The following is a 24,414-nucleotide window of genomic DNA, read 5'->3' as shown; positions in this document are numbered from 1 at the left end:
GCCATCGCACACCCAGCCATGCTCCTCCAGATCCCCGAACTGCTGACCGCCGACGAAGTCCGCCAGGCCCGTCAGGCCCTCATCGACGCCCCCTGGGCCGATGGCCGCGACAGCGCTGGCCCCCAGGCCGCCACGGTGAAGAACAACGAACAACTCCCTCACGACTGCGCCCCGGCGACCCTGATCCGCCAGCTGGTGCTGCGCGCCCTCGACCGACACCCCCTCTTCCTCACCGCCGCCCTGCCCAAGAAGATCTTCACCCCCCGGGTGAATCGCTATGGCGGCGACACCCCTTACTACGGTGGCCACGTGGACAACGCCATCCGCTTCCGTGCCGACACCGGCGAGCGGGTGCGCACCGACGTCTCATGCACCGTCTTCCTGGCTGACCCGGACGAATACGAGGGCGGCGAGCTGCAGGTCCAGGACACCTATGGCGCCCGCGGCGTCAAGCTCCCTGCCGGCCACGCCGTGCTCTACCCGGGCACCAGCATCCACGAAGTCACCCCGGTCACCCGCGGCCACCGCCTCGCCTGTTTCTTCTGGATTGAAAGCATGGTGCGCAGCGACGAACAGCGCCGCCTGCTCTTCGACCTGGACATGGCCATCATGCGCCTGCGCGAAAAGCACGGCGAAACCGCCGAGGCCGTGGACCTCACCGGCACCTATCACAACCTGCTGCGCATGTGGGCGGACACCTGAGACCATGAACACCCGGACCACCCTGCCCGAGGGCGTGATCTCCCTGCCCGGCCACGAGGCCCATGCCCGCAGTGTCCTCGACGCCAACGCCTGGGCCTACTTTGCCGGCGGTGCGGCCGACGAACACACCCTGCGCGCCAACCCCGCGGCCTGGGAGGCCCTGCGCCTGCACCCGCGCATCCTGCGCCCGGTGGCGGGCGGGCACACTCGGGTCAGCCTCCTGGGGCGTCGCCTGGCCCACCCCATCCTGCTTGCCCCGGTGGCCTACCAGCGCATGGCCCACCCCGACGGCGAGCTCGGCACCGCGGTTGCCGCCTCGGCCCAGGAGGCCGGCCTGGTGCTCAGCACCCAGGCCAGCACGCCCCTCGAAGCGGTGGCCGACGCCATCCGCAATGATCCCGACCGGGGCCCCCTGTGGTTCCAGCTCTACCTGCAGCACGACCGGGGCTTCAACCTCGAACTGATCCGTCGCGCCGAAGCCGCCGGCTACGAAGCCCTGGTGCTCACGGTCGACGCCCCCTGCAACGGCGCCCGCGACCGGGAACGCCAGGCCGGCTTCCGCCTGCCCCCCGGCATAAGCGCCGTCAACCTGTCCCAGCTTTCGCCGCGCCCAGACCCCGCGCGGCACCCTCACCAGAGCGCACTGTTCGACGACCTGCTGCAGCAAGCCCCTACCTGGGACGACATCGCCTGGTTGCAGGCCAGCACACGCCTGCCCCTCATCCTCAAGGGCGTGCTGCACCCCGACGACGCCCGCGAGGCCGCCCGGCTGCAGGTGGGCGGCCTCATCGTCTCCAACCACGGCGGGCGCACCCTCGACACCTTGCCCCCCACCGCCGAAGTACTGCCCGAGATCGTGGAGGCTGTCGGCGGCAGCCTGCCGGTGCTGGTGGATGGCGGCATCCGCCGCGGCACCGACGTGCTCAAGGCCATGGCCCTCGGCGCCGCCGCGGTGCTCATCGGCCGCCCCTACATCTACGGCCTCGCCAATGCCGGCGCCCTGGGCGTCGCCCATGTGATCCGCCTGCTCCGCGATGAGCTGGAAATCGCCATGGCCCTGAGCGGCTGCCGGACCCTGCAGGCCATCCCCACCGACCTGATCCGCCTCGCACGCTCGTAACCCGGCGCCCCTGAACCGGCGCCGGGGGCCTCCGGCCTAGAGGCGCAGACGCGCCACTTCGCCGTCCAGCTCGCGGGCCACCTTGAGAAGCTCTTCGGCCTGACCGCGGTTGACCTCGGCCGACTGGCTGGTTTCAGACACCGCGCGGGCCACCGAGTCAATGCCGCCGGAGATCGCCTGACTGGCCTGGGTCTGCTCGCGGGTGACGCGGGCAATCTCGGCCACCGCGCCGGAAGTGCGCTCGGCCCGCTCGTGAATGGCCCCGAGAGCAGCCTCGACGCGACGCGATGCGTCGACGTTGCGCCCCACCTGTTCCACCGCCCGGCGGGCCGAGGCGGCCACCGAATCCACACCCTCCTGGATGCTGCCAAGAATGGTGCCGATGAAGGAGGCCGACTTGGCCGACTGCTCGGCCAGCTTGCGCACCTCATCGGCCACCACGGCAAAGCCGCGCCCCTGCTCGCCGGCCCGGGCGGCCTCGATGGCCGCATTGAGGGCCAGCAGGTTGGTCTGGTCAGAGATATCACGGATGGCGTTGAGGGCCTTGTGGATCTCCAGGGAGCGCTGGCCCAGCTGCTCCACCTGGGTGGCCGCGTCCTGCACCGTGTCGGCGGTGCTGCTCAGATGGACGATGGTTTCATGCACCGTGCCGACCCCCTCCTGCACCGACGCCGCCGTTTCACGGGTCAGCTCCAGCGCATGGGCCGCGTTGCTGGCCACCTGCTCGACGCTATTGCTGAGTTGGCCCGTGGTGCTGGCCATGGCGCCGGCCGACGCGCTTTGCTGGCGGGTCGTCTCACCCAGCAGGCGGGACGATTCGGACATGCTGCCGGCGGTGCGCTGCAGGTGATCGCTGGTCTGACGGATGCTGCCCGCCAGGACACGCATCGAATCGGCGGCGCTGTTGATGCTGTGGCCGATCAGGTCCACCTCGCTGCGGCTGCCCGGGCTGGCCGCGGCACGCACGGTCAGGTCACCGCTACCGAAGCGCGACACCAGCTCGGCCAGATGAGACAAGGGGCGGAGACGCTGACGCAGAAAGAAGGCCAGGGCCAGCACCAGCAGGGCACCGCAGCCCACCGCCAGCAGGGCGATCTGATTGCGCAGGGCATTGGAGTCCTCGATGAACTCGTCCACCCACGACCCCGTGGCCACCAACCAGTGCAGGTCGGGCAGCTCGCGCACCACCACCATCTTCTCGGCCTCGGCACCGGACTCGCCCCAGCGGTAGGTCAAGGTGCCGTTCTTTTTCTCGATCAGGCTCCCGACAATGCGGCGTACAGGTTCGTCCATCTCGGCCAGGGTCTTGCCCTGGAACGTCGGGTGATAGATGAAACGCACATCCTTGGCATCACCGGAGGGCACCGACACGATGTAGGGGTAGCCGGTCTTGCCGACCTTCATGCCAGCCAGCTTCTCCTTGATGAGGCTCACATTGGATTCCGCATCCACACGCATGGTCACCGCACCGATCACGGCGCCGGACGCATCCCGCAGGGGTTCTGCGGCGAGCACGAACATCTTGCCGTTGCGCTCCAGAGAGCCCAGGAAGGGCTTGCCGGTGAGCAGGATCGACGGATAGTCGCCGTTGTTGTCCACCACCTCACCGTGCCGGGGCTTGCCCTCCTTGTCCTTGAGCAGGGTGGCCACCCGGTAGAAGCGGTCGCCCTTGCGCACCAGGAAGGCGGGTTCCCGGTCGCTGTGCAGCTTGCTGTAAGCGGACAGGATGTCGGTGTTGGCGTTGAGCACCAGGTTGCCGATGGCGATGCCCGGCAAGCTGGCCTTGCCGGTGGGTAGCTCGGCGCCGGTGAGGTGCGGGGTGCCGGGCATGGACTCGATGAACTGGCCGAGGGCATCCTTGGAACGCTTCTCCAGGGCATCCTGGGCGTAGGCCAGCATGGATACGGTCATGTCGGCCTGCAGGGACAGGGACTCCTCCGCCCGGTCGATGGCGTTCTGGCGGGACATGATGGCAAGGGTGGCCACCAGGATGGCGACCATGAGGGCGATTCCGACAGTGCACAGCAGTACGACCTGCTGCACGATGGGCTTTTGCTTGAGCATGTATTTTTATTCTCGAAATGGCGAAAACCGCAGCAGGAGCCAATCTCCGGGGAGAGGACCGGCAACGCTGCAGCCACTTCGTATCGGCCCGCAAGCCGTCAGCTTGAGCGCCTTTACACGCCCCGCACCTCGAAAAAGGCCGGCGCCGAAGCCTATTCGTCGAAAGCGTGGATGAAATCCCGGATGCGCGGATAGATCTGGCGATCCCAGCGCTTGCCGTTGAAGACGCCGTAGTGGCCGACCGAGGCCTGCAGGTGGTGCTGCTTTCGGTAGGGCGCCAGCTTGCTGCACAGATCGTGGGCGGCCAGGGTCTGGCCGATGGAGCAGATGTCGTCCCGCTCGCCCTCCACCGTGAACAGCGCAGTGCGGCGGATCGCCTCGGGTTTCACCAGGCGGCCGCGGTATTCCAGCACACCACGCGGCAGCTGGTATTCCTGGAAGACCTTGCGCACCGTCTGCAGGTAGAACTCGGCGGGCAGATCCATCATGGCCAGGTATTCGTCGTAGAACTCCTTGATGCCATGGGCCTTCACCGTGTCGCCCTCCACGTAGTGGCCGTACATCTTGCGGAACGATTCCTTGTGGCGGTCCAGGTTCATGCTCATGAAAGCCGAGATCTGCAGAAAGCCCGGATACACCCGGCGCAGGGCCCCCTTGTAGCGCAGGGGCACCACGCCGATCAGCTTGCTCTCGAACCACTCCATGGGCTTGGCGGTGGCCAGGTTGTTCACCTCGGTGGGGTTGATGCGGCAGTCGATGGGCCCGGCCATCAACGTCATACTGCGGGGCTGGTGGGGGTGATTGTCCTCCGCCATCACCGCCACGGCGGCCAGGGTTGGCACCGTGGGCTGGCATACGGCCACCAGGTGGGTGTGGGGGCCGAGCCAATCCACGAAACGGATGATGTGCTCGATGAAGGTGTCCAGGTCGAAGGCCCCCTCGGACAGGGGAATGTCGCGCACGTTGTGCCAGTCGGTCACGTACACGTCGTGGTCCTGCAGCAGGGTCTGCACGGTGCCGCGCAGCAGCGTCGCAAAATGCCCCGACACCGGCGCCACCAGCAGCACCTTGGGCTCGACGCCGGTGGCCGGGGTCTTGCGAAAGCGCAGCAGCGAACAGAAGGGCGTATTGAAGACCACCTCCTCGGTCACCGCACAGGTGCCCGACGGCGTGTCGACAGTGTCGATATTGAAGGGCGGGCGATGATGGGTCAGGCCGGACAGGGCCAGCACCTCACAGGCCGCCGCCGCCTTGCGCAACGTGCGGCTGTGGGGCAGCCAGAACAGGCTATGGTGTAGCCAGGGCGCCAGGAAACGCGCCGCACCGCGCATCGGTGTGGTCAGGTCGGCCACGGCCTGATAGGCCTGGTAATGCAGGGCAGGACTATTGGGGAGCATGATTTTTTTGTGATGCTGCTGTTGGGTTCCGGATACTAGCAATTGGCATGCCGTCACGGATACCCTTGCAGGCACGTGGCTTGCTCGTATCCTCACCACACCAGGCTCAACGCCCCACCCCGAACGCCCTGCCGGAGAACCCCACCATGGCCGTCACCCTCACCCTGAGCAGCAAGAATTACTCGTCCTGGTCCCTGCGCGGCTGGCTGATGGCCCGCTTCGCCGGCCTCAGTTTCAAGGAGGAGATGGTCGAGCAGGACGACGCCGGCGCTCGCGCCGAGCTCCTGCTGCTGGCGCCCTCGGTGCGCGTGCCGCGCCTCACCCACGGGGACATCTCCGTCTGGGACACCCTGGCCATCGGCGAATACCTCAACGAGCTCAAACCCAAGGCCGGGCTATTGCCGGCCGACCCCGCCGCCCGGGCCCACTGCCGCTCCATCTGCGGCGAAATGCACTCGGGATTCAGTGCCCTGCGCTCGGCGCTGCCCATGAACCTCAAGGCGCGCTTCCCCAATTTCACCGTGTGGTCGCGGGCCAATGGCGATATCGAACGGGTCACCGAGATCTGGCGCGACTGCCTCACGCGCTACGGCGGCCCCTACCTGTTCGGCGCCCGGCGCAGCCTGGCCGATGCCATGTACGCCCCCGTAGCCACCCGCTTTCTGACCTACGACGTGCCCCTCGACGAAGCCTGCGCAGGCTACTGCCAGACCATCATGGCCATGCCCGAGATGGGCGAATGGATCGCCGCGGCCAAGCTCGAACCGGACGACATCGAAGAGCTGGAAGTGGAGTTCTGAGAGCCACGCACCACCCCGCGAGACCGCACCATGTCGAGGCGCATGCCCGAACCCGGTGCGCTGCGGCCGCCACTACTCGAAGAGCCCCCCCAGATCGATGGAGGTTTCCCGCCCGACACGGGGTAGATGGTGACCGACCCAGCGTTCCGCACGGGCCCGGCCCTGATCGCGCAGGGTGTGCAGGAAGGCCCGGGTTGCGTTGAGCTTGCTGGCCGTCCCGGCCTCGAGCAGCTCCTCGGCCTCGATCAGGTGAAAGCGCAGATCCATCAGCTTGCGCTCAAAACGCCCCAGCGGCAGCCAGCCACGTTCCGCACCGATATGCCGACGCGCGTGGGCGATCATGCGCATCTCGCGCAGGAAAGTCGTTGAAAACCCCAGCTCCACGCTGCGTGCAGCAATCTCCTCGGCACTGCGCGGGGCCCTCGGCCGCACCAGCGGATTGAGCAGGATCAGCAGGATGTCCGGCGTGGAGCACTCGTACATCAGCGGGTAGATCGCCGGATTGGCAGTGAAGCCCCCGTCCCAGTAAGCCTCGCCATCAATCTCCACCGCATGGTGCAGGGTGGGCAGACAGGCCGAGGCCAGCAGCGCATCCTCGCTCAGCTCGGCGGTATGGAACAGGCGCACCTTGCCTGTGCGCACCTGGGTGGCGGCAATGAAGAGCTTGAGGGAGCACTCGCGCCGGATACGCTCAAAATCGAACTGGGCCCGCACCACGTCGCGCAGGGGGTTCAGCTCGAAAGGGTTGAGCTGGTAGGGCGAGAAAAGCCGGGTGATGCCCAGCATCATGTTCACCGCCGCCGGCAGCGAACCATCCCCCGCCGGGTTGAGGCTGTGCAGCAGATCCAGCTCGAAGGGCGTGGTATCGGCCACCGCCTCCCAGAAGGCGCTCAGACTCTCCCTCGCCCCCTCCGCGCCCCCTGTCGTCCAGCCCTGGGCCAGGGCCACAGCGTTCATCGCCCCGGCGCTGGTGCCGCTGATGCCCTCCAGCGCCAGCCCCTCTTCCAGCAGGCGGTCCAGCACGCCCCAGGTGTAGGCGCCGTGGGCACCGCCCCCCTGCAGGGCCAGGCTCAGGGCCGGTGAAGCCGCTGCGTCCCTCTTCCACCATCGACTGACTGACATTGCGTGACTCCTTCAAATCGGCACATGTTGCACTGCACAATACCTGAAGGATGGACGGAGAAGGGTTTCAGAAGTTCGATACAGACCGCCATACTGCGCCCTCCTCCCCGGTCGCTTCGCCGGGTTCAGCCCCCAGGTGCAGCCGATCCCGATTGCCGGGCCGTATGCGATGAGCCAGCGCATCACCCTGCCGATCCCCCGCAACCGGGCAAAGGCCCCAAACCTGCTGACACGTTAGGCCGGAGCGCCGGAGGTTCCGGAGAAAGGCAGGAGGCCAACGCCAGCCAGCTGCGAAGTCTCTGCAAAGGCGGCGCTGATTCACGCGCCGGATGAGTCTGTTGCCATCAAAAACACGTCGCCCTGAATCTGGGCAGGGACGCCCTCCCGTGCTCTACTCCCTCCGCCAGAAACCTCATCGACACCCCATGAACAATCCCTTGCACCCCCATCAGCCGCAGCGGCTATCGGACACCACAAAAGGCCTGATCGCCGGACTGCTGGTCGTAGCCTGCTGGTCCGGGTTCAACATCGTCTCGCGCTTCGGCAGCAAGGGGCTGTTTACGCCTTTTGATCTGGCGGCCATGCGCTATGGCGTTTCGGGCCTGCTGGGCGGATTCTATTTTCTGCGCAATACCCCTTTCGCCGACTGGCCACGCTATTTCGTACTCAGCGTTTTTGGCGGCCTGGGCTACGGGTTGTTTGTTTACTCCGGCTTCTCGTTTGCCCCGAGCGCCCATGCAGGCATTTTTGTAAACGGAGGGATCCCGTTCTGCACCGCAGTCCTCGTAGCGCTCACCACCGGCCTCCACCTGGCACGGCACACCATGCTCGCCCTTGCCCTGTCTGCCTGCGGGCTGCTGCTGATCGGCATCGACAGCCTCCTGTCCCACCACGGCCAGAACGAACTCATTGGTGACGCGCTCTTTCTGGCTGCCGCCATGTCCTGGTCCATCTTTGGCCTGCTGATGCGCCGCTGGCAGATTCGCCCCGTGCTGGGCGTCTGCGGCATCGCCTTCTTTGCCCTGTTGCTCTACTCACCGGTCTACCTGCTCTACCTGCCCAAAAACCTGCCCACCGCCGGCTGGGGCGACATCGCGCTGCAGTGCGTCTACCAGGGCTTCATCGCCGCCATGCTGGCCGCCGGCCTCTATAGCTACGCTAACCAGAAGATCGGCGCCTGCCAGGCCTCGATGATGCTCTCGCTGGTTCCGGCGGTTTCCGCGATTGGGGCATATTTCATCCTGGACGAACAACTGACGTGGACGGTCATGGCAGGCATCGTTGTCGTTTCGGTGGGTGCGGTAATCGGGGCGATGCCGGTGCGGGGCAGCGAGCGGGTGATGCGCTAGCGGGCCGATGCAAAACACCGAGATCTGGGGTCGGGCTTCTCCGATGAAGCGGGTCTTTCTCATTCCGCCCACTGTCTTCAGCCACCCGAAGATCTCTTCAACACGCTTTCGTTTCCGCTGGCTGACCTTGTAGCCCCCGGTGCAGCTTGTCCGTCCGTCGAGCCCCGGTGAATTGCCCCGCCGCCTGATGCTCACCCAGGGTGGCGTCGGTGATGAGCAGATCCACGCACAGACCGCTCCGGTTCTCCATGAGGGGATGTCCTTCTTGAGCGAGGCTTGCCTCTGATGGATATCCGCAAGTATAAACTTGAGCCCTCGACCACGTATTCGGCATGCAAAATGCGCACGACACGCCCATCGTCCCGGATCTGCGTCCGGCAGTCTGAAGCGGGTACAGGTGCATGAGCCCGGCCCATGACGCGAGACCGGCCCTGTGGCTGCGTGTCCTGCAGTTCCCTCTCGTGCGGCTGATTCTGCTGGGTGGCACCCTGTTCTTGATGATGGGTGTGAGCAACGGTTTCAGGCTCAATCTCTCGGCCGAGCCCCTGCTGGCCCTGGCGGCGGCAGCGGGTATGGCGGCGCTGGGACTCGCCGTGTATTTTGGCCTTGTTCGGCTCATCGAAAGGCGCCCGGTCAGCGAGCTTGCCCTGCCGGGGATGGGCCGGGAATTCGGAACCGGGCTGTTGATCGGCGCCGGCCTATACACCCTCTGCGTGCTGATCCTGATGGTGCTCGGCATCTATCGCGTCGACGGCATCAACCCCTGGGCGTTCATGCTCCCGGCCATGGCCATGGCCTTGAGCTCGGGGGTGCTGGAAGAGCTGATCTACCGGGGAGTGCTTTTCCGTGTTCTGGAGGAGTCCTTTGGAAGCTGGATCTCTCTGGCCGTGTCATCGCTCATATTCGGCCTGCGCCATTGGCTTGCCCCGTCAGGCACCCTGCTGGGCGCTCTCTGCATCAGCATCGAGGCCGGCCTGCTGCTTGCCGCCGCCTACATGCTGACCCGCCGTCTGTGGATGAGCATTGGCTTTCACATGGCCTGGAACTACACACAGTCAGGTATTTTTTCCGGAATTGTGTCCGGGGCTTACGCCAAACCGGGCCTGATCAAGGCCACCATCGAGGGACCGCTTGTAATGACCGGAGGCGAATTCGGTCTGGAATCCTCGCTGATGGCCTTGCTGCTCTGCACCAGCGCTGGCGTGGTGCTGCTGATCAAGGCCATCCGGCGCGGCAGCATCGTGCCGCCGTTCTGGAATCGCACCAGGACGAACTAGGCCGCGCATGGCACCGCGGTACTCTCCATCGCCAGACCGGACATCTCTTCAGGACTGGAGAGGCGCCACGATACCGGGGTGTCGCACCCCTCCTTACCACGCACCGCCACCCACGCCACAAGGCTGACGCCGGCTTGCAGCGCTAGATCGAGTACATGGGGCGACCGTAGTAGGCGTGAATCCCCTCGGCCCATTCGGGGTTGGCCATGTCGGGCCAGGTGTCCTTGTCGAAGCCCGGCGCCCGCGCCAGCTGCTCCTTGTCCACGTCGAGCATGAAGCGCTTGTTCATGGTGTCCAGGGTCAGGGCGCTCCAGGGGATTGCAAAGAGCTTTTCACCCATGCCGAGAAAGCCACCGAAGGACAGCACGGCGTAGGAGATGCGCCCGCTGCGCATGTCCAGCATGATCTCCTTCACCTCCCCCAGCTTTTCCGCCTGACGGCTGTACACGTCGTTGCCGATCAGCGTTTCAGCGCCCATCAGCGCCGGGCCGGGCCCCTGCCCTGCATCTCGCCCGATCCCGCCATCGACCCCGGCCTTGTAGATGCCCAACTTGTCGCGCTCTTCGTAGTTCATGACTGCCTCCTACTGGATTCCCTGGAAAAACTGCCGGAACGCCGAGCCAGGTCCATGACGTTCTGCACACCACCATGGGCTCGCGGCGGACAACGGTCTGTCGGGCAGCGCACACACCCGGGCCGCAACCCGGCGGACACGCTCAGGTGGACTCCGTGGTGACGCCATCCCGGCCGCGGAACGAGGCCTCAAGAACTACCCTGGCCAGTTCCCGATCGGGGGCCGCGTGTGTGCGGACCACCAGCACCGTGTTGCCGGCCTGAATGGCATCCGTCACCAGGTCCGAGAAGCGCCCGTCCTTGCGATTGGCCCCGACAGCCGCCCCAACAATGCCACCGATGCCGGCAAACCAGCCGAGCATGGCAAGGGGGGCCACCACCGGGCTGGCGACAAACAGGGTGATGCCGGACGCCACGATGGCCAGGGCACCGAGGGCGCCCACTCCGGTCCCCATCAGCGTGCCGATGCCGCCATCGACCAGCACATCCTTGAGCACGTCATCACTGAGCACGTCGCCGGGCTGGGGCGGCGTTTCATGGAAGATCCGCATCTCGGTGGCAGAAATGCCTTGCTCCTCTAGCAACTGGCGCACGCCTTCGGCCTCGTCCCGCCCGGGATAGACGGCGGAGAGCACATGAGTTGTTTGTTCGATCCCCGGGCCTGCATTCAGGTCAGGGGCGCGCGTCATTGTCAGTTCGGTCAGATTGTTCATGGAAGCTCCTCGTCAGCATGGGTAAAGGCCTTGGCAGAGACACGGCAAAGGCCCCCTGGCATCAGCGGCGCGGCACGAGCAGCGTCCACGGCAGCCAGACTGGCCTTGGGAAAGCCGGCAACTGATTGTCTTCCCGGTGTTGGACGCGTTCCGTACGCTGGCATACATCCAGCACAGGAAGCACCGCGAACTAAAATCCTTACAAGAAGATCATAGTAAGTGCGACAGCGTACCGACGTGGCCAGGGCGGCCCTGTCACCGTTCCCTCACTGATATGCCCCCCTTCCAAGGAGCTCACCATGAAGCCGACAAGCTGCGTCCCCCACGTTCTGTTTCTGCCCGGCCTGCTCAACGACGCCAGTCTGTTCCAGAAGCAGATTGACGTCCTCACCGCCGTAACCACCACCGAGGTGGCCGACCTGACCCAATCCGACAGCATTGCCGGCATGGCCGACAGCGTACTGAAGAACACCCCGGAAGCACCCTGTGTGCTGGTCGGCCTGTCCATGGGCGGCTACGTGGCCTTCGAGATCATGCGCAGGGCGCCCGAGCGCGTGGCCAGCCTGGTGCTGCTCGATACCTCGGCCCGGCCCGACACACCGGAAGCCACGGCCGCACGGGTGGCACTGATGAAGCTGGCAGAGACCGATCTCGAAGCCGTCTTTGAACAGCTGATGCCGCGCCTGTCCCACCCTTTGCGCATGAACCTGCCGGCAGTGCGCGGCGTGGTGCACTCGATGATGAGCAGCCTCGGCAAGGACGTCTTCATCCGCCAGCAAGGCGCGATCATGACCCGCCCCGACAGCCGCCCGGAGCTTGCCCGCATCCAATGCCCCACCCTGGTGATCTGCGGCCGCCAGGACCTCGTCACACCACCGGAGCTGGCGGAGGAGATTGCCCACGGCATCCCGGACGCCCGCCTCAGCATCGTCGAAGACAGCGGGCACCTGTCTACCCTCGACCAGCCCGACGAGGTCAGCACGCTCCTCCTCGAATGGGTCCGGAACATCAAGTGCTGATCGTTCATCGCCGCGCACCCCAGCCCCATCCTCGCGCGGCGGCTCCCGTGGGGGCGACTTCAGTCGCCCATCCGTGCGTGATACCAGGCACCGTTCGTTTCTCGGAGTCCGCGGGCGACTGAAGTCGCCCCCACGGTCCCTCCAGCCACCCTGCGTAGATCCATGCGCCATTTCGCTATGGCACGTCATTCAGCCCCGTCTGCGCGAACCACGCCTCCAGAAACTCCACACACACCTTGACCTTCGCCGACACCGACAGGCGGGACGGATAGACCGCCCAGACATCGGCCTGCTGGAAATACCCGGGCAGTACCGGCACCAGCACGCCGGTGTCGATCTCGTCGCAGATGTCCCAGGTAGAGCGCAGGATGATGCCGTGGCCGTCGATGGCCCACTGGCGGACGATCTCGCCGTTGTTGGCCGAGAGCGGGCCGCTGACCTTGATGGCGATACGCCCCTCCGGGCCGTCCAGCTCCCAGCGCCCGAAATCCTGGTCGCGCTCGCGGATGGGGATGCAACGATGGGCGTGGAGATCATCCAGGGTGGCAGGCGTGCCGAAGCGCGCCAGATAGGCCGGCGCGGCGCACAGCACGCGCCGGTTGCGGGCGATGCGACGGGCGATGACATTGCTCTCATGGACCCGGCCGATGCGGATGTCGAGCTGGAAGCCCTCCTCCACCAGATCCACCAGCCGGTCATACAGCTCCAACTGGATCTCCAGCTGGGGATGGTGCCCGGCCAGGGCCGACAGGGCCGGGGCCAGGCGGCTGCGCCCGAATCCGGTGCTGCTGCAGATGCGCAGGAGCCCGCGCGGCGCGGCCTTCTCCCGGGAGAGGGCCTCACCCATCAGATCCACATCTTCCAGGATGCGCAGCGCCCACTGGTGCACGATCTCGCCCTGACCGGTGAGCGTCACCTTGCGGGTCGTGCGGTGAAACAGCTTCTCGTGCACAGCGGCCTCAAGCAGGGCGATGCGCTTGCTCACCACGGCCTTGGAGATGCCCAGCTCCCGGGCGGTTTCGGCAAAGCTGCGGTGGCGGGCCACCACGCAGAACAGGCGGAGATCATCGAGCTGGGGATTGATGTTCACGATTCGTGTCCACTGAATTCACATCTTGGCGAATTGTAAATATCTTCGTGGTCTCTAAGCTAGGCGGACAAGGTGGTCGCGCCCGCGCCATCCCGACCCCCCGGAAGACCCTGCTCCATGCACGCCCTGGCCATCACCGACCTCCTCTCCATCCTGACCCTGGGTGCCGCCCTGGGCTTTTTCGGCGGCCTCTTCGGCATCGGAGGCGGGATCATCGCCATCCCCTTCCTGGCCCTGGCCTTCGGCATGGAACAAGCCCTGGCCCAGGGCACCTCCCTGGCCATGATGGTGCCCATCCTGATCGTCGGCTGGTGGCGCTACACCCGCCGGCACCCGGTGGCCCTGGGCACCGCCCTGCCCCTCGCCGTGCTGGCGTCGGCCGCCACCTATGGCGTGGCCCAGGTGGCAACGGGGCTCGATTCCGGCCTGCTGCGCAGCCTGTTCGGCGTCTTCCTGGTCCTGATCGCCCTGCGCATGCTCACCGGCCGACGCCCGGCCGGCAACGCGGACGGGGCCGGCGGCCTGTTCGATCGCCGATGGCAGCCCCTGGTGGGCATTCCGGGAGGTGCCTGCATGGGGCTCCTCGGCGTGGGCGGCGGGCTGCTGGCCACCCCCATCTTCACCCAGGTCTTCGGACAGCGTCAGACGGTGGCCCAGAGCCTGTCCCTGGTCCTTGTCACCCCCTGTTCGGCGGTGGCACTGCTCACCTACGGCCGCGCCCACCAGGTGGACTGGTCGATTGGCCTGCCCATGGCCATCGGCGGCCTGCTCACCGTGTCCGCCGGGGTGTCGGTGGCCCACCGCCTGCCCGAGCGCAGCATGCGCCTGGCCTTTGCCTGGATGATCCTGGCCACCGCCCTGTGGATGCTGCTCAAGCCGCTGATCCTATAAGCGCTGCTGTCAGTCCGAACCGCGCCGCCTAGCTGAAGCGCTTGCACAGCCTGGGGTACAGGCGGTCGAGATCCTCTTCGGACCATTCATCACCCGCCGGCCCGTCCGACTGAATGCCCGAGGGCTTGGATGGGAAAGCCGAGTACTCAAGCCCCGTCTTTCTGCGCCAGGCGTCAACACCGACCGACTGCCATCCTTCGACCTGGCAGTCGACTTCTTCGTCACTCTCTTCGATAACGGACGCGAGTGTGTCCGGGTCAGCCAATGCAGCACTGAATACCTTCTCGCCACGCGAGATTAGCCAGCCCCGGAAGTAGTCGAACCCATCGTCGGAGCAACCGCCACCGATCACATAGGCCGCCCCCCACAATGGCCACGTATATGAGGCCCAAAAGTAGGAAGCGAATAGGTTCTGAAAATCGACAAGCTCATCTTCAGATAATTCGTCCAGGAGGGATTCAAGCTCTTTGAGTTGCTGCTCAGGGTCTCCTTCAGCTGCCTGGCGGGACGTGTCGATAAGTTTCCAGAATGAACCGTTGTCCATGGGTCTTCCTATGAGGTGAAGGGATGCGTGTGCTGCGTGACGTTCAACGTAACCGGCCGGCGGGCCGAAGGTCGGAGGGTTTGGGCCTCACCTGCGAAGTGCCTTCAGGGCAAGAAGTGCCTCAAGGCCGGCAGCCACCAGGTCCTTCATGTCGCCGCCTTGGATTGGCCCCGAACGCGGACTGCTCTCACCGTGATTGCTGACGCAAAGGCGCCAGGCAACAGGGTAGTTCCCGGCGGTTTTCGTAAAACGGGCAAGCAGGCGATTGGTCTCTACGCCGGGAATCTGAAGATGCCTATCCAGAAGAAACACGACGCTCGGATGGACGGAAATGTCACCGTTGGCTACCGTGACTTCCGCAATCCCGGGCATGGACGCACCACTCTTCAGGTCGACTACTGAAGAAACGATGAACTGGCCAAAGGGAACCAAGGGAATCTCAGCGAAAGCTGTTGGTTGCACGTGAGACTCGTCAGCAAGCCCAGAATTGACACCCGACTCGTCGTCGGAAACCCAAGCCCAAATGGGCGTTTGCAGGAAGTCAGCGCGGTTTAGCTTGATGAATGGCTTGGACATGATGCATGCGCAACTGAGCGGCGTATGACGCCCACCGAATCGGGTTTATCCCTCGCGTTCGTAGAACGATGCCGCGTCCAACAGATCCTGCTCGGCGCCCGGGTGAACAATGACGCTCATCCTGGGAAACGAGCTTCCAATCGGGCTACTACATCTTCAAGTGGAAGGCCCGTGACCGAACCGCTTTCAATTTCACCTTCGCGCTGCAGTGCGACTTTACCCCACGCGCCCTCGATCTCTTCGTCCCGGTCGAGGCTGTCAATAAGCGGGCCAAGCTGCCTGGCCCGCACTGCCGGAGCGAGGCGCATGACTTCGGCTTTCACGGACTCGGCGGTATGGGACAGGGGAGACTCAGGGGAAACTCCGGTGGTGTTCAACAAGCACTGTCGCCAGATTGCCACAACTCGCCTCCACCCAACAAACTTACCGGTCGGTCCTCGCCGCCTGACGTCGAGGTAACCGGGGCGCAGCGGCGGTGAAAGACGCTTGCCGGTGTCCCCGGCAGTCAGGGGGCGTGGCCTGGGGATCGCGGGGAACTGTTCCGTGCTGTCGGGCTTGATCTGGCGCATCGAGAAACGGGCCCCGGAACAGGCGCATGGGGCCTGGACCGGAAACAGGAAGCGCCTACTGCGTCCACGTGAGCCGCCCCAGGCTGAAGGCTGGCGTTGTACCGAGCCAGCGCGGGTGACAGGCCGCACGGGGCTTGAGCGCGTGGGCCGCGCAAGCTCAAGAGGCGCCGACCCAAAATCATCGACGCCTGCGAGGGGGTATCTCACTGCTGATATCGGCACGAATTATGCTGAAAAAGGGCAGAAGACGCCTGATTGGCGCCAATTTGTAAAATATCTCGACACAATGGAGACCTGCCATGTCCATCAAAGTTTGGAAGAACGTCGCGGCCCTTGCGGTGGGTCTGGGCGTACTCACCCAGGCGCACGCGCTGCCTTTCACGGATGACCAAGCATATGTCGGGCCGACGAACTTTTCGGGCACGGCTGGCGAGCTCAACGGGCAATCGTTCACGCCTACCAGCAATTCCATCGACGCTGCCGAATTCTTCATTCGCAGCGACGGTGGCAGCAGCACGCTGCATCTGGAGGTTCGGGCAGGACAGGGGCTGACCGGAACGCTGCTGGGCTCCAGTGCGCAAGTCACGATCACCTCCGCCCTCTCCGTGGTTCATTTCGACCTCCTGAGTCCGGTCACTCTGACGCCCGGGGCTCTGTACACTCTGGTGCTGGATCTGGATGCGGGCAGCACCTTCGCGGGGGAGATGAGCAATCTCAATCCTTACGCGGGCGGTTTGGCCATCAACAACTCCGGCATCGCGTTCCAGAATCTTGATTTCTGGTTCCGGGAAGGCACGCATACCGCGCAAGTCCCCGTGCCGCCGACGCTGGCCCTGCTGGGCCTCGGCCTTGCATGCGCGGGATGGTCCCGGCGCAGGAAATCACTCGCCGCAGTGTGAAGAATCAGGGCCCGCCTCGCGCGGGCCCTGAACATTTGGGACGTTCGCAGCCCTCATCCAGGCAGGTTTCGGGCGTCCTGTGTGCCCGGCTGAAGGGCCGTGTCCACTTCAGGCCGGCGTGTACTGTATGTGCGGACAACAGTAACGGATACCGTGGTCTGTCCCCTGATTCCCCCTGATTCCCCCTTAGCCAACCGCTCACCACTGACGCTCCATCGAAAGCAAATAGGAATACGGACTATCGATTCTCGCTCGCCGTCGTTGACTTGCTAATAGCACCGCTGACGCGGTAAGCGAGATTCCTGCGCCGGCAAGTAAGGCCACCGAGCTAGGAATACCTGCAAGGATCGCCGCAGAGGTTGGGGCGGCCGAGAAGAAAGACACCTTTAGCAGTCCGTTGAGCCCAGCATCCCAGCTTTGGGCTCTCAGAGACTCTCGGAGGCTGCGCATCGCTGGCAATACGCTGGCCTGGTACTGATCTGAGACTGCTTGTCTCAGTGCTTCTATGGGCACATCTTTTGGCAAGTCCGTCGTAAGCCGGGCAACCTCTCGGCGGAACACAGCCAGCTCCTCCTTGTGATCCTTCTTGAACTTGAGTATTTCCTTCACCGAAAGGTGCTCGGGCAAAGAGACCCCTTGCACCATAAGATCAATGAGCAAGCTAGGTGCAACATCTGTCGGCAAAGAGCGCCTAGGTCCAAATGCGTCGAAATGGCGACCGATTCTTCGATTGCTAGATGTGCCGAGCGGCTTTCCTTTGCGCACAGCAATCGCCAACTGGTCTGCTGCGGACGACTCGGTGACTAACCCCAAACCTAGTCGTTGAGCCAACTGAGAAGCGAGCAACGTCATATAGAAGTTGGCAAAACCGGGCGCGACATAAAACCAGCCATCATCATTTAGCCCTCGCTCAAGTTCTGAGCGAATCATGTATGGCAGCTTTTCTGGATGTATATGGGCTAGCTCGCGCAACTCATACGACATTTTGTCCGGATGAATTCGGCGAGTTGGATGTTTGTCGGTGTCAAACATGACGCCTGCCGAAGCCGGGTCTGTAAGAAAGTCGAGAACTTTGTCGGTAAGTTCCTCGACCTCATCCATGTCCGATGACACGCGAACTGGTTCAAGCACGCCCTCGTCACAGAGGGCGCGAGCAAAATCATTCGAGTAGGGATCGCGATGCGAAACCGGGACAATTGTTCGGATGGAGTCCCAGAACAGCGCAGCACTTCGTAGCCATCGTTCATCCTTTATGTCGATGTATGGGTAGTAAAGCGCTGAGGAGAATGCTGCGGGCACTGGAGTTCCTCCGTGATAGTTGTTCGGCGGGCTAACGAATAGGGTTTATCCCTCGCGGCACGCAACTGAGTTCGAAGTGAGTGCGCATGTCGCGAGGGATAAGCCTTGTTGAACTGAACCGCCGGGAAAGAGGTAACACTGGGGATTCTACGCGCGGGAAATGCACCTTGGGTAGATCGGGTCGAGGCGTGGAGGACGAAACCACGGCCGGCAAGCGGCGGAGGGGCGCATACCGCGTTCGGTGCGAGGCGCGTGAGGTGGCAACGGAGGTGTTCTCGGAGCAGTCCGGGATGCGGGCGCATGGGACTTCCGACAGGCCCGTTGGTGCAGCCGCCTCAAGCATGCTCGGCGTTGATCAGAGCATGACTCTTGAACCCGTGGCAGCTCGGCTGCCATCGGGGAAGATGCCCGCAGCGCACGATCGGCCAACCTCCACCGCTCGATACGCAAGGGTTTGCACCTCTTGGTCCCTGCGATGGGTTCCGCCTTGCTTGAGTGTATCCATCTGGATACAATACTGCTATGAACACTTTCCTGCGCACGGACGAGTTCGACGCCTGGCTTGCCGGCTTGAACGACAACGTGGCTCGAGCCCGTATCGTCCACCGCATCCGCTCTGCTCAACCCGGTAATTTTGGTGACTGTGGCCCAATCGGCGAAGGCGTTTCGGAAATGCGCATCCACGTCGGCCCTGGGTATCGCGCTTAGTACACACGACGTGGGGCGGTGATCTATCTGCTCCTGCTCGGAGGGGATAAGTCGTCGCAAAAGCGCGACATTAAGCGCGCCATCGAGATGGCGCGGCTCTTGGACAAGGAGTGAACGATGCTTGAGACCACCGCCTTTGACGCTGCCGACTACCTGAACGATGAGGAAGCCATCGCGGAGTACCTGACAGCCGCCCTGGACGATCCCAACCCGGATGTGTTCCTCGCTGCCATTCGTGACGTTGCGCGTGCCCGAGGTATGGCGCAACTGGCCAAAGATGCGGGGCTTGGCCGTGAGAGCCTTTACAAAGCGCTCACGCCCGGTGCGAAGCCACGCTATGACACGGTGCTCAAGCTGCTTCATGCCTTGGGCGTCAAAATTTCCGCGACACCAGTCCATTCGTAAGCGTTGCAGCGGCGCGACCGCGGGGACTTGGCCATCACTCGACACCACCGCCCGCGGGCGACATCCCGACTTCGATCTTGGGCGGTCGACTGCGGTTGAAATTGCCTTTAGCGCAGCGCGTAAGTCCATGACGAGCCCCCGGCGGCCGGGGAAGCGGACGCATGTCGGCGGGAAACTTGGCGTCAGTCCTTTCGGGATGTAACCGTCGACGGATCCGTCGGAGAAAAACTCCCGCCGGCATTCTTTGCCAACAGCACCGCCGCCACCAGGCGCCGGGCGGCCAGATCGTTGGCGCTGCGCTGGGCGCTGAGGTGGGCCGCCTGCAGGACGATCACATTGAGGTAAGCGACGGTGCCGGCCCGGTACTGGTTGAGGGCGATGGCCTCGGCTTGTGCAGCCGCCGCCACGGCCGCCGACTGTTCGACCGCGGCCTCTTCCAGCAGGCGGGCGGCGGCCAGGTTGTCTTCCACTTCCTGGAAGGCCACCAGCACGGTCTGGCGGTAGGTGGCGACGGCCTGCTCCCAGGCCGCCCTGGACTGGCTCACCGCCGCCTTGCGGGCGCCGGCATCGAAGAGGGAAGCGGCCAGGGTCGGCCCGAGGGACCAGTAACGGCTCGGCACAGTGAGCAGATCCTCGATCTGGGAGCGGCGGAAGCCCGCCGAGGCGGACAGGCCCAGCACCGGGAAGCGGGCGGCTTCGGCCGCGCCGATGGCGGCGTTGGCGGCGGCTACCCGGCGCTCGGCGGCGGCGATGTCGGGGCGGCGTTCCAGCAGGGTGGAGGGCAGGGTCACGGCCACCGGGGCGGTGGGCAGCGGGCCGGCGCTCACCGGTAGGGAGAAGCTCGCCGGCGCCTGCCCCAGCAGCACGGCGATGGCGTGTTCGTACTGGCTGCGGGACAGGCGGGCCTCGACGGCCGACGCACGGGCGCTGCGCAGCTGGCTCTCGCCCTGCACCACGTCGGCCTTGCCGGCCACACCGGCGGCGTAGCGGTTGCGGGTGAGTTCAAGGGAGCGCTCGTAGGCGGCCACGGCGGCATCGAGAAGCTCCTGCTGGCGTTCGGCGGCGCGGAGCTGGAAGTAGGTCTGGGCCAGGGTGGCGTGGGCCGACAGGCGCGCGGCGGCCAGGTCGGCCTCGCTGGCCTGGATGCGGGCGTCGGCGGCCTCCACGTTGCGGGCGATGCGGCCCCACACGTCCAGCTCCCAGCTGGCGGTGGCGCCCAGGCTGAAGCTGTTGCGCGGCGGCGCACTGCCGGCGCTGTCGGTGGCCGCCGACGTGGCCGAGCGGGTCGCCCCGGCGGTGGCGTTGACGGCCGGCAGCCACGACGCCCGGGCCGCATCGGCCAGGGCCCGGGCCTGGCGGTACTGGGCTTCGGCGATGCGCAGGTTCTGGTTGGAGATCTCCACCTTGTCCTGCAGGGCATCCAGCACCGGGTCGCCAAAGGCCTTCCACCAAGTATCGGCGGCCAGCGGGTCGCGGGGCTCGGCGGGCTTCCACTCGCCGGCTTCCTTGAAGGCGGCGGGCGTCTCCACCGCGGGGCGGACGTGATCGGGGCCGAGGGTGCAGGCGGCGAGGCTCAGGGCGCAGAGCGCCGCAAACAGCGCATTCACGGCGGCAGGGGCGACTGTAGGGGCGACTTCAGTCGCCCATGGACTTCGATCCAAGGCATGGCGACGATCAACGCACGATGGGCGACTGAAGTCGCCCCCACAAGCCGCCCCGACGGGGACAGGGTGATTCCGGTCATTCATGGGCAGGCAGGCTCCGCTTGCGGCGCAACCGGTCGAGCATCACGAAGACGACCGGCGTGGTGTAGAGGGTGAGGATCTGGCTGAGGATCAGGCCACCGACGATGGCGATGCCCAGGGGCTGGCGCAGCTCGGCGCCGTCGCCGCTGCCGATGGCCAGGGGAATCGCCCCGAAGAGGGCTGCCAGGGTGGTCATCAGGATGGGCCGGAAGCGCAGCAGGCAGGCGTGGTGGATGGCGTCGCGGGCGTTCTCACCGTGCTGGCGCATGCGCGCGATGGCCACGTCGATCATCATGATGGCGTTCTTCTTGACGATGCCGATGAGCAGGATCACCCCGATCATGGCGATCAGGCCGAACTCTGTGTCCCGGGCCATCAGGGCCAGCAAGGCCCCCACCCCGGCCGAGGGCAGGGTGGACAGGATGGTGATGGGGTGGATCAGGCTCTCGTAGAGCATGCCCAGCACGATGTAGATGGTGATGATGGCGGCCAGGATCAGGATGGGCTGGGAGCTCATGGACTTCTGGAAGGCCCCCGCCGAGCCCTCGAAGCTGGTACGTACCCCCACCGGCACGCCGATGCCGGCCAGGGCCTGGTTGATCACCACGGTGGCCTCGCCGATGGAACGCCCCTCCGGCAGGGCGAAGCTGATGGTCGACGCCGCCGCCCCGCCCTGGTGGCTGACCGACAGGGGCGCCAGGGTGGTCTCGAAGCGGGCCAGCGCCGACAGCGGCACCCGCGCCCCGGTGGGGCTGACCAGGTTGAGGCGCGACAGGGATTCCGGCCCCTGCAGGTATTCCGGGGCGGCCTCGAGCACCACCCGGTACTGGTTGAGGGGGTTGTAGATGGTGGACACCTGGCGCTGGCCGTAGGCGTTGTTGAGCGCCGTGGTGGCGGCCCGCATGGTGATGCCGTAGCGGGCCAGGGCGTCCCGGTCGAACAGCACGGTGGTCTGGGGCCCCCGGTCCTGCTGGTCGCTGCTCACGTCGGTGATCTGGTCGAGGCGGCTCATGGCATTGCGGATGCGCGGCTCCCACAGGCGCAGCTCCTCCAGGCTGTCGGACTGCAGGGTGAACTGGTAGGCCGAATTGCCCGAGCGCCCACCAATCCGGATGTCCTGCACCGGGCTCAGGTAGAGGTTGGCGCCGGGCACCCGCGCCAGCTTCTTGCGCAGCCGCCCGACCACCGCGTCGGCGGATTCCTTGCGCTCGGCGATGGGCTTGAGGGTGACGAACATGGAGCCGTAGTTGCGCTGGGAACCGCCGGTGAAGCCGGTCACCGTGGCCACCGCCGGGTCGGCGCCGACGATGGTCAGAAACTGATCCATCTTCTCCTTCATGGCCTGGAAGGAGATGGCCTGGTCGGCCTCAACAAAGCCGCGCAGGCGGCCGGTGTCCTGCTGGGGGAAGAAGCCCTTGGGGATGGTCTGATAGAGATGCACGTTGAGGCCGACGGTGGCGGCCAGCACCAGCAGCACGATCCAGCGATGGGCCAGGGCCCAGCCCAGGGTGCGCCGGTAGCCCTCCAGCAGCGCCGCCAGGGCACGCCCGATGGCCCGGTCCACCCGCCCCCGCTCGGCCTCCGGCGGGCGTGGCCGCAGCAGGCGGGCGCACATCATTGGCGTGGTGGTAAGGGACACCACCATGGACACCAGGATGGCCGCCGACAGCACCACCGCAAACTCCCGGAACAACCGCCCGACAATGCCGCCCATGGCCAGGATGGGGATGAACACGGCGATCAGCGACAGGCTCATGGACAGCACCGTGAAGCTGATTTCCCGCGCGCCGCGCAGGGCCGCCTGACGGGGTGGCATGCCCTCGTCCACGTGGCGGGCGATGTTCTCCAGTACCACGATGGCGTCGTCCACCACAAAGCCGGTGGCAATGGTGAGGGCCATCAGGGACAGGTTGTCGAGGCTGAAACCGGCCAGGTACATGATGGAAAAGGTGCCCACCAGGGACACCGGCACCACCACGCTGGGGATGAGGGTGGCGCGCCAGTTGCGCAGAAACAGGAAGACCACCATCACCACCAGGGCCACCGAGATCACCAGGGTGCGCTCCACTTCGCGCAGGGAGCCGCGGATGGTGGGGGTGCGGTCCATCACCACGTCCAGGTCGATGGCCGGCGACACGCTGGCGCGCAGCAGGGGCAGCAGGGCGCTCACCCGATCGACGGTCTCGATGATGTTGGCGCCGGGCTGGCGATTGACCATCAGCAGCACCGCCGGGCGGCCATTGGCGTAACCGTAGTTGCGGTCGTTCTCGACCCCGTCGCGCACCCGCGCCACGTCCCCCAGGCGCACCGCCGCGCCGCTCTTCCAGGACACGATCAGCGGACGGTAGTCGGCGGCCGTGCGGGCCTGGTCGTTGGCCCCCACCTGCCAGGCGTTCTCGCCATCCTCGAGCACGCCCTTGGGCCGGTTGGCGTTGGTGCCGACGATGGCGGCGCGCACATCATCCAGGTTGAGGCCGGCCGCAGCCAGTCGGTCAGGCTCAACCTCGACCCGCACCGCCGGCAGCGAGGCGCCGCCGATGGACACCTGCCCTACCCCGTCCACCTGGGCCAGGCGCTGGGCCAGCACGGTGGAGGCAGCGTCGTAGAGTTGGCCCTGGGTCAGGGTGGCGGAGGTGAGCGCCAGGATGATGATGGGCGTCTCGGCCGGGTTCACCTTGCGATAGGTGGGGTTGTTGGGCAGGCTCGACGGCAGCTGGCCGCGGGCCGCGTTGATGGCCGCCTGCACGTCCCGGGCGGCACCGTCGATGTCCCGGGAGAGGTCGAACTGCAGGGTCACCCGGGTGGAACCGAGGGAGCTGCTGGACGTCATCTCGGTGACGCCGGCGATCTGCCCGAGGATGCGCTCCAGCGGCCCGGCCACCGTGGCCGACATGATCTCCGGGCTGGCCCCGGGCAGGTTGGCCGAGACGGAGATGGTGGGGTAATCCACCTGGGGCAGCGGCGACACCGGCAGCAGCCGGAAGGCAATCGCCCCCGCCAGCACCACGGCCAGCGTCAGCAGGGTGGTGGCCACCGGGCGGAAGATGAACAGGCGCGAGAGGTTCATTGCACCGGGCGCCCCAGGCCGTCATTCCGGAGCGCGCCCCATCGCCTGGACCGCAGGGCCCTTGTAGGGGCGACTTCAGTCGCCCACCACGCGCCAATCACAGGCATGCCTTTGCTCGACGTCCGCGGGCGACTGAAGTCGCCCCTACAAGTCGCGCCTGCGGGCAAGCTCACGCCGACCTCCGGGCCAGGCGGTCGAAGGCCAGGTAGATCACCGGGGTGGTGAACAGCGTGAGCACCTGGCTCACCAGCAGGCCGCCGACCATGGTGATGCCCAGGGGCTGGCGCAGCTCGGAGCCGACGCCGCTGCCCAGCATCAGCGGCAGCGCCCCCAGGAGGGCCGCCAGGGTGGTCATCAGGATGGGCCGGAAGCGCAGCAGGCAGGCCTGGAAGATGGCCTCCCGGGGCGCCAGGCCCTGGTTGCGTTCGGCGTCCAGGGCGAAGTCGATCATCATGATGGCGTTCTTCTTGACGATGCCGATCAGC

The 24,414-nt window shown here is 65.6% G+C and carries 23 protein-coding genes and 1 pseudogene; 10 read left to right on the top strand and 14 right to left on the bottom strand.

Features of this window, described 5'->3' with window-relative positions; all coding sequences use genetic code 11:
* Positions 1 to 18: 18 nt before the first annotated feature.
* A complete protein-coding gene (locus ACIQ09_RS05185) occupies positions 19 to 702 on the top strand; it encodes a Fe2+-dependent dioxygenase (protein ID WP_398306896.1) in 684 nt (227 codons plus the stop codon).
* Positions 703 to 706: 4 nt separating this feature from the next.
* Positions 707 to 1,822, top strand: a complete 1,116-nt coding sequence (locus ACIQ09_RS05180; protein ID WP_398306894.1) for an alpha-hydroxy acid oxidase — start codon at positions 707 to 709, stop codon at positions 1,820 to 1,822.
* Positions 1,823 to 1,858: 36 nt separating this feature from the next.
* Here ACIQ09_RS05180 and ACIQ09_RS05175 read toward each other — a convergent pair whose 3' ends face one another.
* Both ACIQ09_RS05175 and ACIQ09_RS05170 read right to left on the bottom strand, forming a co-directional pair.
* Positions 1,859 to 3,886, bottom strand: coding sequence for a methyl-accepting chemotaxis protein (locus ACIQ09_RS05175; RefSeq protein ID WP_398306892.1), 2,028 nt, complete (start codon positions 3,884 to 3,886; stop codon positions 1,859 to 1,861).
* Between the two features lie 152 nt (positions 3,887 to 4,038).
* Complete coding sequence (locus tag ACIQ09_RS05170) at positions 4,039 to 5,283, bottom strand: polyhydroxyalkanoate depolymerase (RefSeq protein ID WP_398306890.1); 1,245 nt, start codon at positions 5,281 to 5,283, stop codon at positions 4,039 to 4,041.
* A 146-nt stretch (positions 5,284 to 5,429) separates the two neighbouring features.
* Here ACIQ09_RS05170 and ACIQ09_RS05165 point away from each other — a divergent pair, with 146 nt between their 5' ends.
* Positions 5,430 to 6,083, top strand: coding sequence for a glutathione S-transferase family protein (locus tag ACIQ09_RS05165; protein WP_398306888.1), 654 nt, complete (start codon positions 5,430 to 5,432; stop codon positions 6,081 to 6,083).
* A 72-nt stretch (positions 6,084 to 6,155) separates the two neighbouring features.
* On the opposite strand, the gene ACIQ09_RS05160 is transcribed toward ACIQ09_RS05165, so the two are convergent.
* A complete protein-coding gene (locus ACIQ09_RS05160) occupies positions 6,156 to 7,205 on the bottom strand; it encodes a patatin-like phospholipase family protein (protein WP_398306886.1) in 1,050 nt (349 codons plus the stop codon).
* Between the two features lie 425 nt (positions 7,206 to 7,630).
* On the opposite strand from ACIQ09_RS05160, the gene ACIQ09_RS05155 reads away from it, so the two are divergent.
* Positions 7,631 to 8,554 (top strand): DMT family transporter, encoded by a 924-nt coding sequence (locus ACIQ09_RS05155; RefSeq protein WP_398306884.1) that lies wholly within the window; start codon positions 7,631 to 7,633, stop codon positions 8,552 to 8,554.
* 30 nt (positions 8,555 to 8,584) lie between these two features.
* Here ACIQ09_RS05155 and ACIQ09_RS05150 read toward each other — a convergent pair.
* Positions 8,585 to 8,716: pseudogene (locus ACIQ09_RS05150) on the bottom strand (IS5/IS1182 family transposase); the annotation flags it as partial.
* Between the two features lie 239 nt (positions 8,717 to 8,955).
* On the opposite strand from ACIQ09_RS05150, the gene ACIQ09_RS05145 reads away from it, so the two are divergent.
* The gene (locus ACIQ09_RS05145) at positions 8,956 to 9,831 is read left to right on the top strand and encodes a lysostaphin resistance A-like protein (protein WP_398306882.1); all 876 of its coding nucleotides are present in this window, start codon (positions 8,956 to 8,958) and stop codon (positions 9,829 to 9,831) included.
* Between the two features lie 142 nt (positions 9,832 to 9,973).
* On the opposite strand, the gene ACIQ09_RS05140 is transcribed toward ACIQ09_RS05145, so the two are convergent.
* Both ACIQ09_RS05140 and ACIQ09_RS05135 read right to left on the bottom strand, forming a co-directional pair.
* Positions 9,974 to 10,405: a PRC-barrel domain-containing protein gene (locus ACIQ09_RS05140; RefSeq protein ID WP_398306880.1), complete on the bottom strand. Its 432-nt coding sequence runs from the start codon at positions 10,403 to 10,405 to the stop codon at positions 9,974 to 9,976.
* 142 nt (positions 10,406 to 10,547) lie between these two features.
* The gene (locus tag ACIQ09_RS05135) at positions 10,548 to 11,117 is read right to left on the bottom strand and encodes a hypothetical protein (RefSeq protein ID WP_398306878.1); all 570 of its coding nucleotides are present in this window, start codon (positions 11,115 to 11,117) and stop codon (positions 10,548 to 10,550) included.
* A 299-nt stretch (positions 11,118 to 11,416) separates the two neighbouring features.
* Here ACIQ09_RS05135 and ACIQ09_RS05130 point away from each other — a divergent pair, with 299 nt between their 5' ends.
* Positions 11,417 to 12,136 (top strand): alpha/beta fold hydrolase, encoded by a 720-nt coding sequence (locus ACIQ09_RS05130; RefSeq protein WP_398306876.1) that lies wholly within the window; start codon positions 11,417 to 11,419, stop codon positions 12,134 to 12,136.
* A gap of 175 nt (positions 12,137 to 12,311) precedes the next feature.
* Here ACIQ09_RS05130 and ACIQ09_RS05125 read toward each other — a convergent pair whose 3' ends face one another.
* Positions 12,312 to 13,226 (bottom strand): LysR family transcriptional regulator, encoded by a 915-nt coding sequence (locus ACIQ09_RS05125; RefSeq protein ID WP_398306874.1) that lies wholly within the window; start codon positions 13,224 to 13,226, stop codon positions 12,312 to 12,314.
* 117 nt (positions 13,227 to 13,343) lie between these two features.
* On the opposite strand from ACIQ09_RS05125, the gene ACIQ09_RS05120 reads away from it, so the two are divergent.
* Positions 13,344 to 14,117 (top strand): sulfite exporter TauE/SafE family protein, encoded by a 774-nt coding sequence (locus ACIQ09_RS05120; protein ID WP_398306872.1) that lies wholly within the window; start codon positions 13,344 to 13,346, stop codon positions 14,115 to 14,117.
* 28 nt (positions 14,118 to 14,145) lie between these two features.
* On the opposite strand, the gene ACIQ09_RS05115 is transcribed toward ACIQ09_RS05120, so the two are convergent.
* The 3 genes from ACIQ09_RS05115 to ACIQ09_RS05105 all read right to left on the bottom strand — a co-directional run bounded on the left by ACIQ09_RS05115 (position 14,146) and on the right by ACIQ09_RS05105 (position 15,560).
* Positions 14,146 to 14,661 (bottom strand): DUF4240 domain-containing protein, encoded by a 516-nt coding sequence (locus tag ACIQ09_RS05115; protein WP_398306870.1) that lies wholly within the window; start codon positions 14,659 to 14,661, stop codon positions 14,146 to 14,148.
* An 87-nt stretch (positions 14,662 to 14,748) separates the two neighbouring features.
* Complete coding sequence (locus ACIQ09_RS05110; protein WP_398306868.1) at positions 14,749 to 15,237, bottom strand: hypothetical protein; 489 nt, start codon at positions 15,235 to 15,237, stop codon at positions 14,749 to 14,751.
* 116 nt (positions 15,238 to 15,353) lie between these two features.
* Complete coding sequence (locus ACIQ09_RS05105; protein WP_398306866.1) at positions 15,354 to 15,560, bottom strand: addiction module protein; 207 nt, start codon at positions 15,558 to 15,560, stop codon at positions 15,354 to 15,356.
* Positions 15,561 to 16,105: 545 nt separating this feature from the next.
* On the opposite strand from ACIQ09_RS05105, the gene ACIQ09_RS05100 reads away from it, so the two are divergent.
* A complete protein-coding gene (locus ACIQ09_RS05100) occupies positions 16,106 to 16,705 on the top strand; it encodes a PEP-CTERM sorting domain-containing protein (protein WP_398306864.1) in 600 nt (199 codons plus the stop codon).
* Positions 16,706 to 16,903: 198 nt separating this feature from the next.
* Here ACIQ09_RS05100 and ACIQ09_RS05095 read toward each other — a convergent pair whose 3' ends face one another.
* Positions 16,904 to 18,004 carry a hypothetical protein gene (locus ACIQ09_RS05095; RefSeq protein ID WP_398306862.1) on the bottom strand — a complete coding sequence of 367 codons (1,101 nt, stop codon included), beginning with the start codon at positions 18,002 to 18,004 and terminating at the stop codon, positions 16,904 to 16,906.
* Positions 18,005 to 18,526: 522 nt separating this feature from the next.
* Between ACIQ09_RS05095 and ACIQ09_RS05090 the strand changes: the two genes are divergently transcribed.
* Positions 18,527 to 18,712 carry a type II toxin-antitoxin system RelE/ParE family toxin gene (locus ACIQ09_RS05090; protein WP_398306860.1) on the top strand — a complete coding sequence of 62 codons (186 nt, stop codon included), beginning with the start codon at positions 18,527 to 18,529 and terminating at the stop codon, positions 18,710 to 18,712.
* Between the two features lie 117 nt (positions 18,713 to 18,829).
* Positions 18,830 to 19,117: an addiction module antidote protein gene (locus ACIQ09_RS05085; protein WP_398306858.1), complete on the top strand. Its 288-nt coding sequence runs from the start codon at positions 18,830 to 18,832 to the stop codon at positions 19,115 to 19,117.
* Positions 19,118 to 19,299: 182 nt separating this feature from the next.
* On the opposite strand, the gene ACIQ09_RS05080 is transcribed toward ACIQ09_RS05085, so the two are convergent.
* The 3 genes from ACIQ09_RS05080 to ACIQ09_RS05070 form a co-directional block, all read right to left on the bottom strand.
* Positions 19,300 to 20,724, bottom strand: coding sequence for an efflux transporter outer membrane subunit (locus tag ACIQ09_RS05080; protein WP_398306856.1), 1,425 nt, complete (start codon positions 20,722 to 20,724; stop codon positions 19,300 to 19,302).
* Positions 20,725 to 20,857: 133 nt separating this feature from the next.
* Positions 20,858 to 23,929 (bottom strand): multidrug efflux RND transporter permease subunit, encoded by a 3,072-nt coding sequence (locus ACIQ09_RS05075; protein WP_398306854.1) that lies wholly within the window; start codon positions 23,927 to 23,929, stop codon positions 20,858 to 20,860.
* 169 nt (positions 23,930 to 24,098) lie between these two features.
* The coding region (locus ACIQ09_RS05070; protein WP_398306852.1) for an efflux RND transporter permease subunit at positions 24,099 to 24,414 on the bottom strand (316 nt) is incomplete at its 5' end.

Source organism: Zoogloea sp. (assembly GCF_044344315.1).
In the GTDB taxonomy this organism is placed as follows: domain Bacteria; phylum Pseudomonadota; class Gammaproteobacteria; order Burkholderiales; family Rhodocyclaceae; genus Zoogloea.
This window is presented reverse-complemented; position numbering and strand designations above follow the sequence as displayed.

What these genes read in the sequence shown, in the direction of transcription:
- ACIQ09_RS05185 (WP_398306896.1), top strand. Translation starts at nt 19, where the DNA reads ATGCTCCTCCAGATCCCCGAACTGCTGACCGCCGACGAAGTCCGCCAG.
- ACIQ09_RS05180 (WP_398306894.1), top strand. Translation starts at nt 707, where the DNA reads ATGAACACCCGGACCACCCTGCCCGAGGGCGTGATCTCCCTGCCCGGC.
- ACIQ09_RS05175 (WP_398306892.1), bottom strand. Translation starts at nt 3,886, where the DNA reads ATGCTCAAGCAAAAGCCCATCGTGCAGCAGGTCGTACTGCTGTGCACT.
- ACIQ09_RS05170 (WP_398306890.1), bottom strand. Translation starts at nt 5,283, where the DNA reads ATGCTCCCCAATAGTCCTGCCCTGCATTACCAGGCCTATCAGGCCGTG.
- ACIQ09_RS05165 (WP_398306888.1), top strand. Translation starts at nt 5,430, where the DNA reads ATGGCCGTCACCCTCACCCTGAGCAGCAAGAATTACTCGTCCTGGTCC.
- ACIQ09_RS05160 (WP_398306886.1), bottom strand. Translation starts at nt 7,205, where the DNA reads ATGTCAGTCAGTCGATGGTGGAAGAGGGACGCAGCGGCTTCACCGGCC.
- ACIQ09_RS05155 (WP_398306884.1), top strand. Translation starts at nt 7,631, where the DNA reads ATGAACAATCCCTTGCACCCCCATCAGCCGCAGCGGCTATCGGACACC.
- ACIQ09_RS05145 (WP_398306882.1), top strand. Translation starts at nt 8,956, where the DNA reads ATGAGCCCGGCCCATGACGCGAGACCGGCCCTGTGGCTGCGTGTCCTG.
- ACIQ09_RS05140 (WP_398306880.1), bottom strand. Translation starts at nt 10,405, where the DNA reads ATGAACTACGAAGAGCGCGACAAGTTGGGCATCTACAAGGCCGGGGTC.
- ACIQ09_RS05135 (WP_398306878.1), bottom strand. Translation starts at nt 11,117, where the DNA reads ATGAACAATCTGACCGAACTGACAATGACGCGCGCCCCTGACCTGAAT.
- ACIQ09_RS05130 (WP_398306876.1), top strand. Translation starts at nt 11,417, where the DNA reads ATGAAGCCGACAAGCTGCGTCCCCCACGTTCTGTTTCTGCCCGGCCTG.
- ACIQ09_RS05120 (WP_398306872.1), top strand. Translation starts at nt 13,344, where the DNA reads ATGCACGCCCTGGCCATCACCGACCTCCTCTCCATCCTGACCCTGGGT.
- ACIQ09_RS05115 (WP_398306870.1), bottom strand. Translation starts at nt 14,661, where the DNA reads ATGGACAACGGTTCATTCTGGAAACTTATCGACACGTCCCGCCAGGCA.
- ACIQ09_RS05110 (WP_398306868.1), bottom strand. Translation starts at nt 15,237, where the DNA reads ATGTCCAAGCCATTCATCAAGCTAAACCGCGCTGACTTCCTGCAAACG.
- ACIQ09_RS05100 (WP_398306864.1), top strand. Translation starts at nt 16,106, where the DNA reads ATGTCCATCAAAGTTTGGAAGAACGTCGCGGCCCTTGCGGTGGGTCTG.
- ACIQ09_RS05090 (WP_398306860.1), top strand. Translation starts at nt 18,527, where the DNA reads ATGAACACTTTCCTGCGCACGGACGAGTTCGACGCCTGGCTTGCCGGC.
- ACIQ09_RS05085 (WP_398306858.1), top strand. Translation starts at nt 18,830, where the DNA reads ATGCTTGAGACCACCGCCTTTGACGCTGCCGACTACCTGAACGATGAG.
- ACIQ09_RS05075 (WP_398306854.1), bottom strand. Translation starts at nt 23,929, where the DNA reads ATGAACCTCTCGCGCCTGTTCATCTTCCGCCCGGTGGCCACCACCCTG.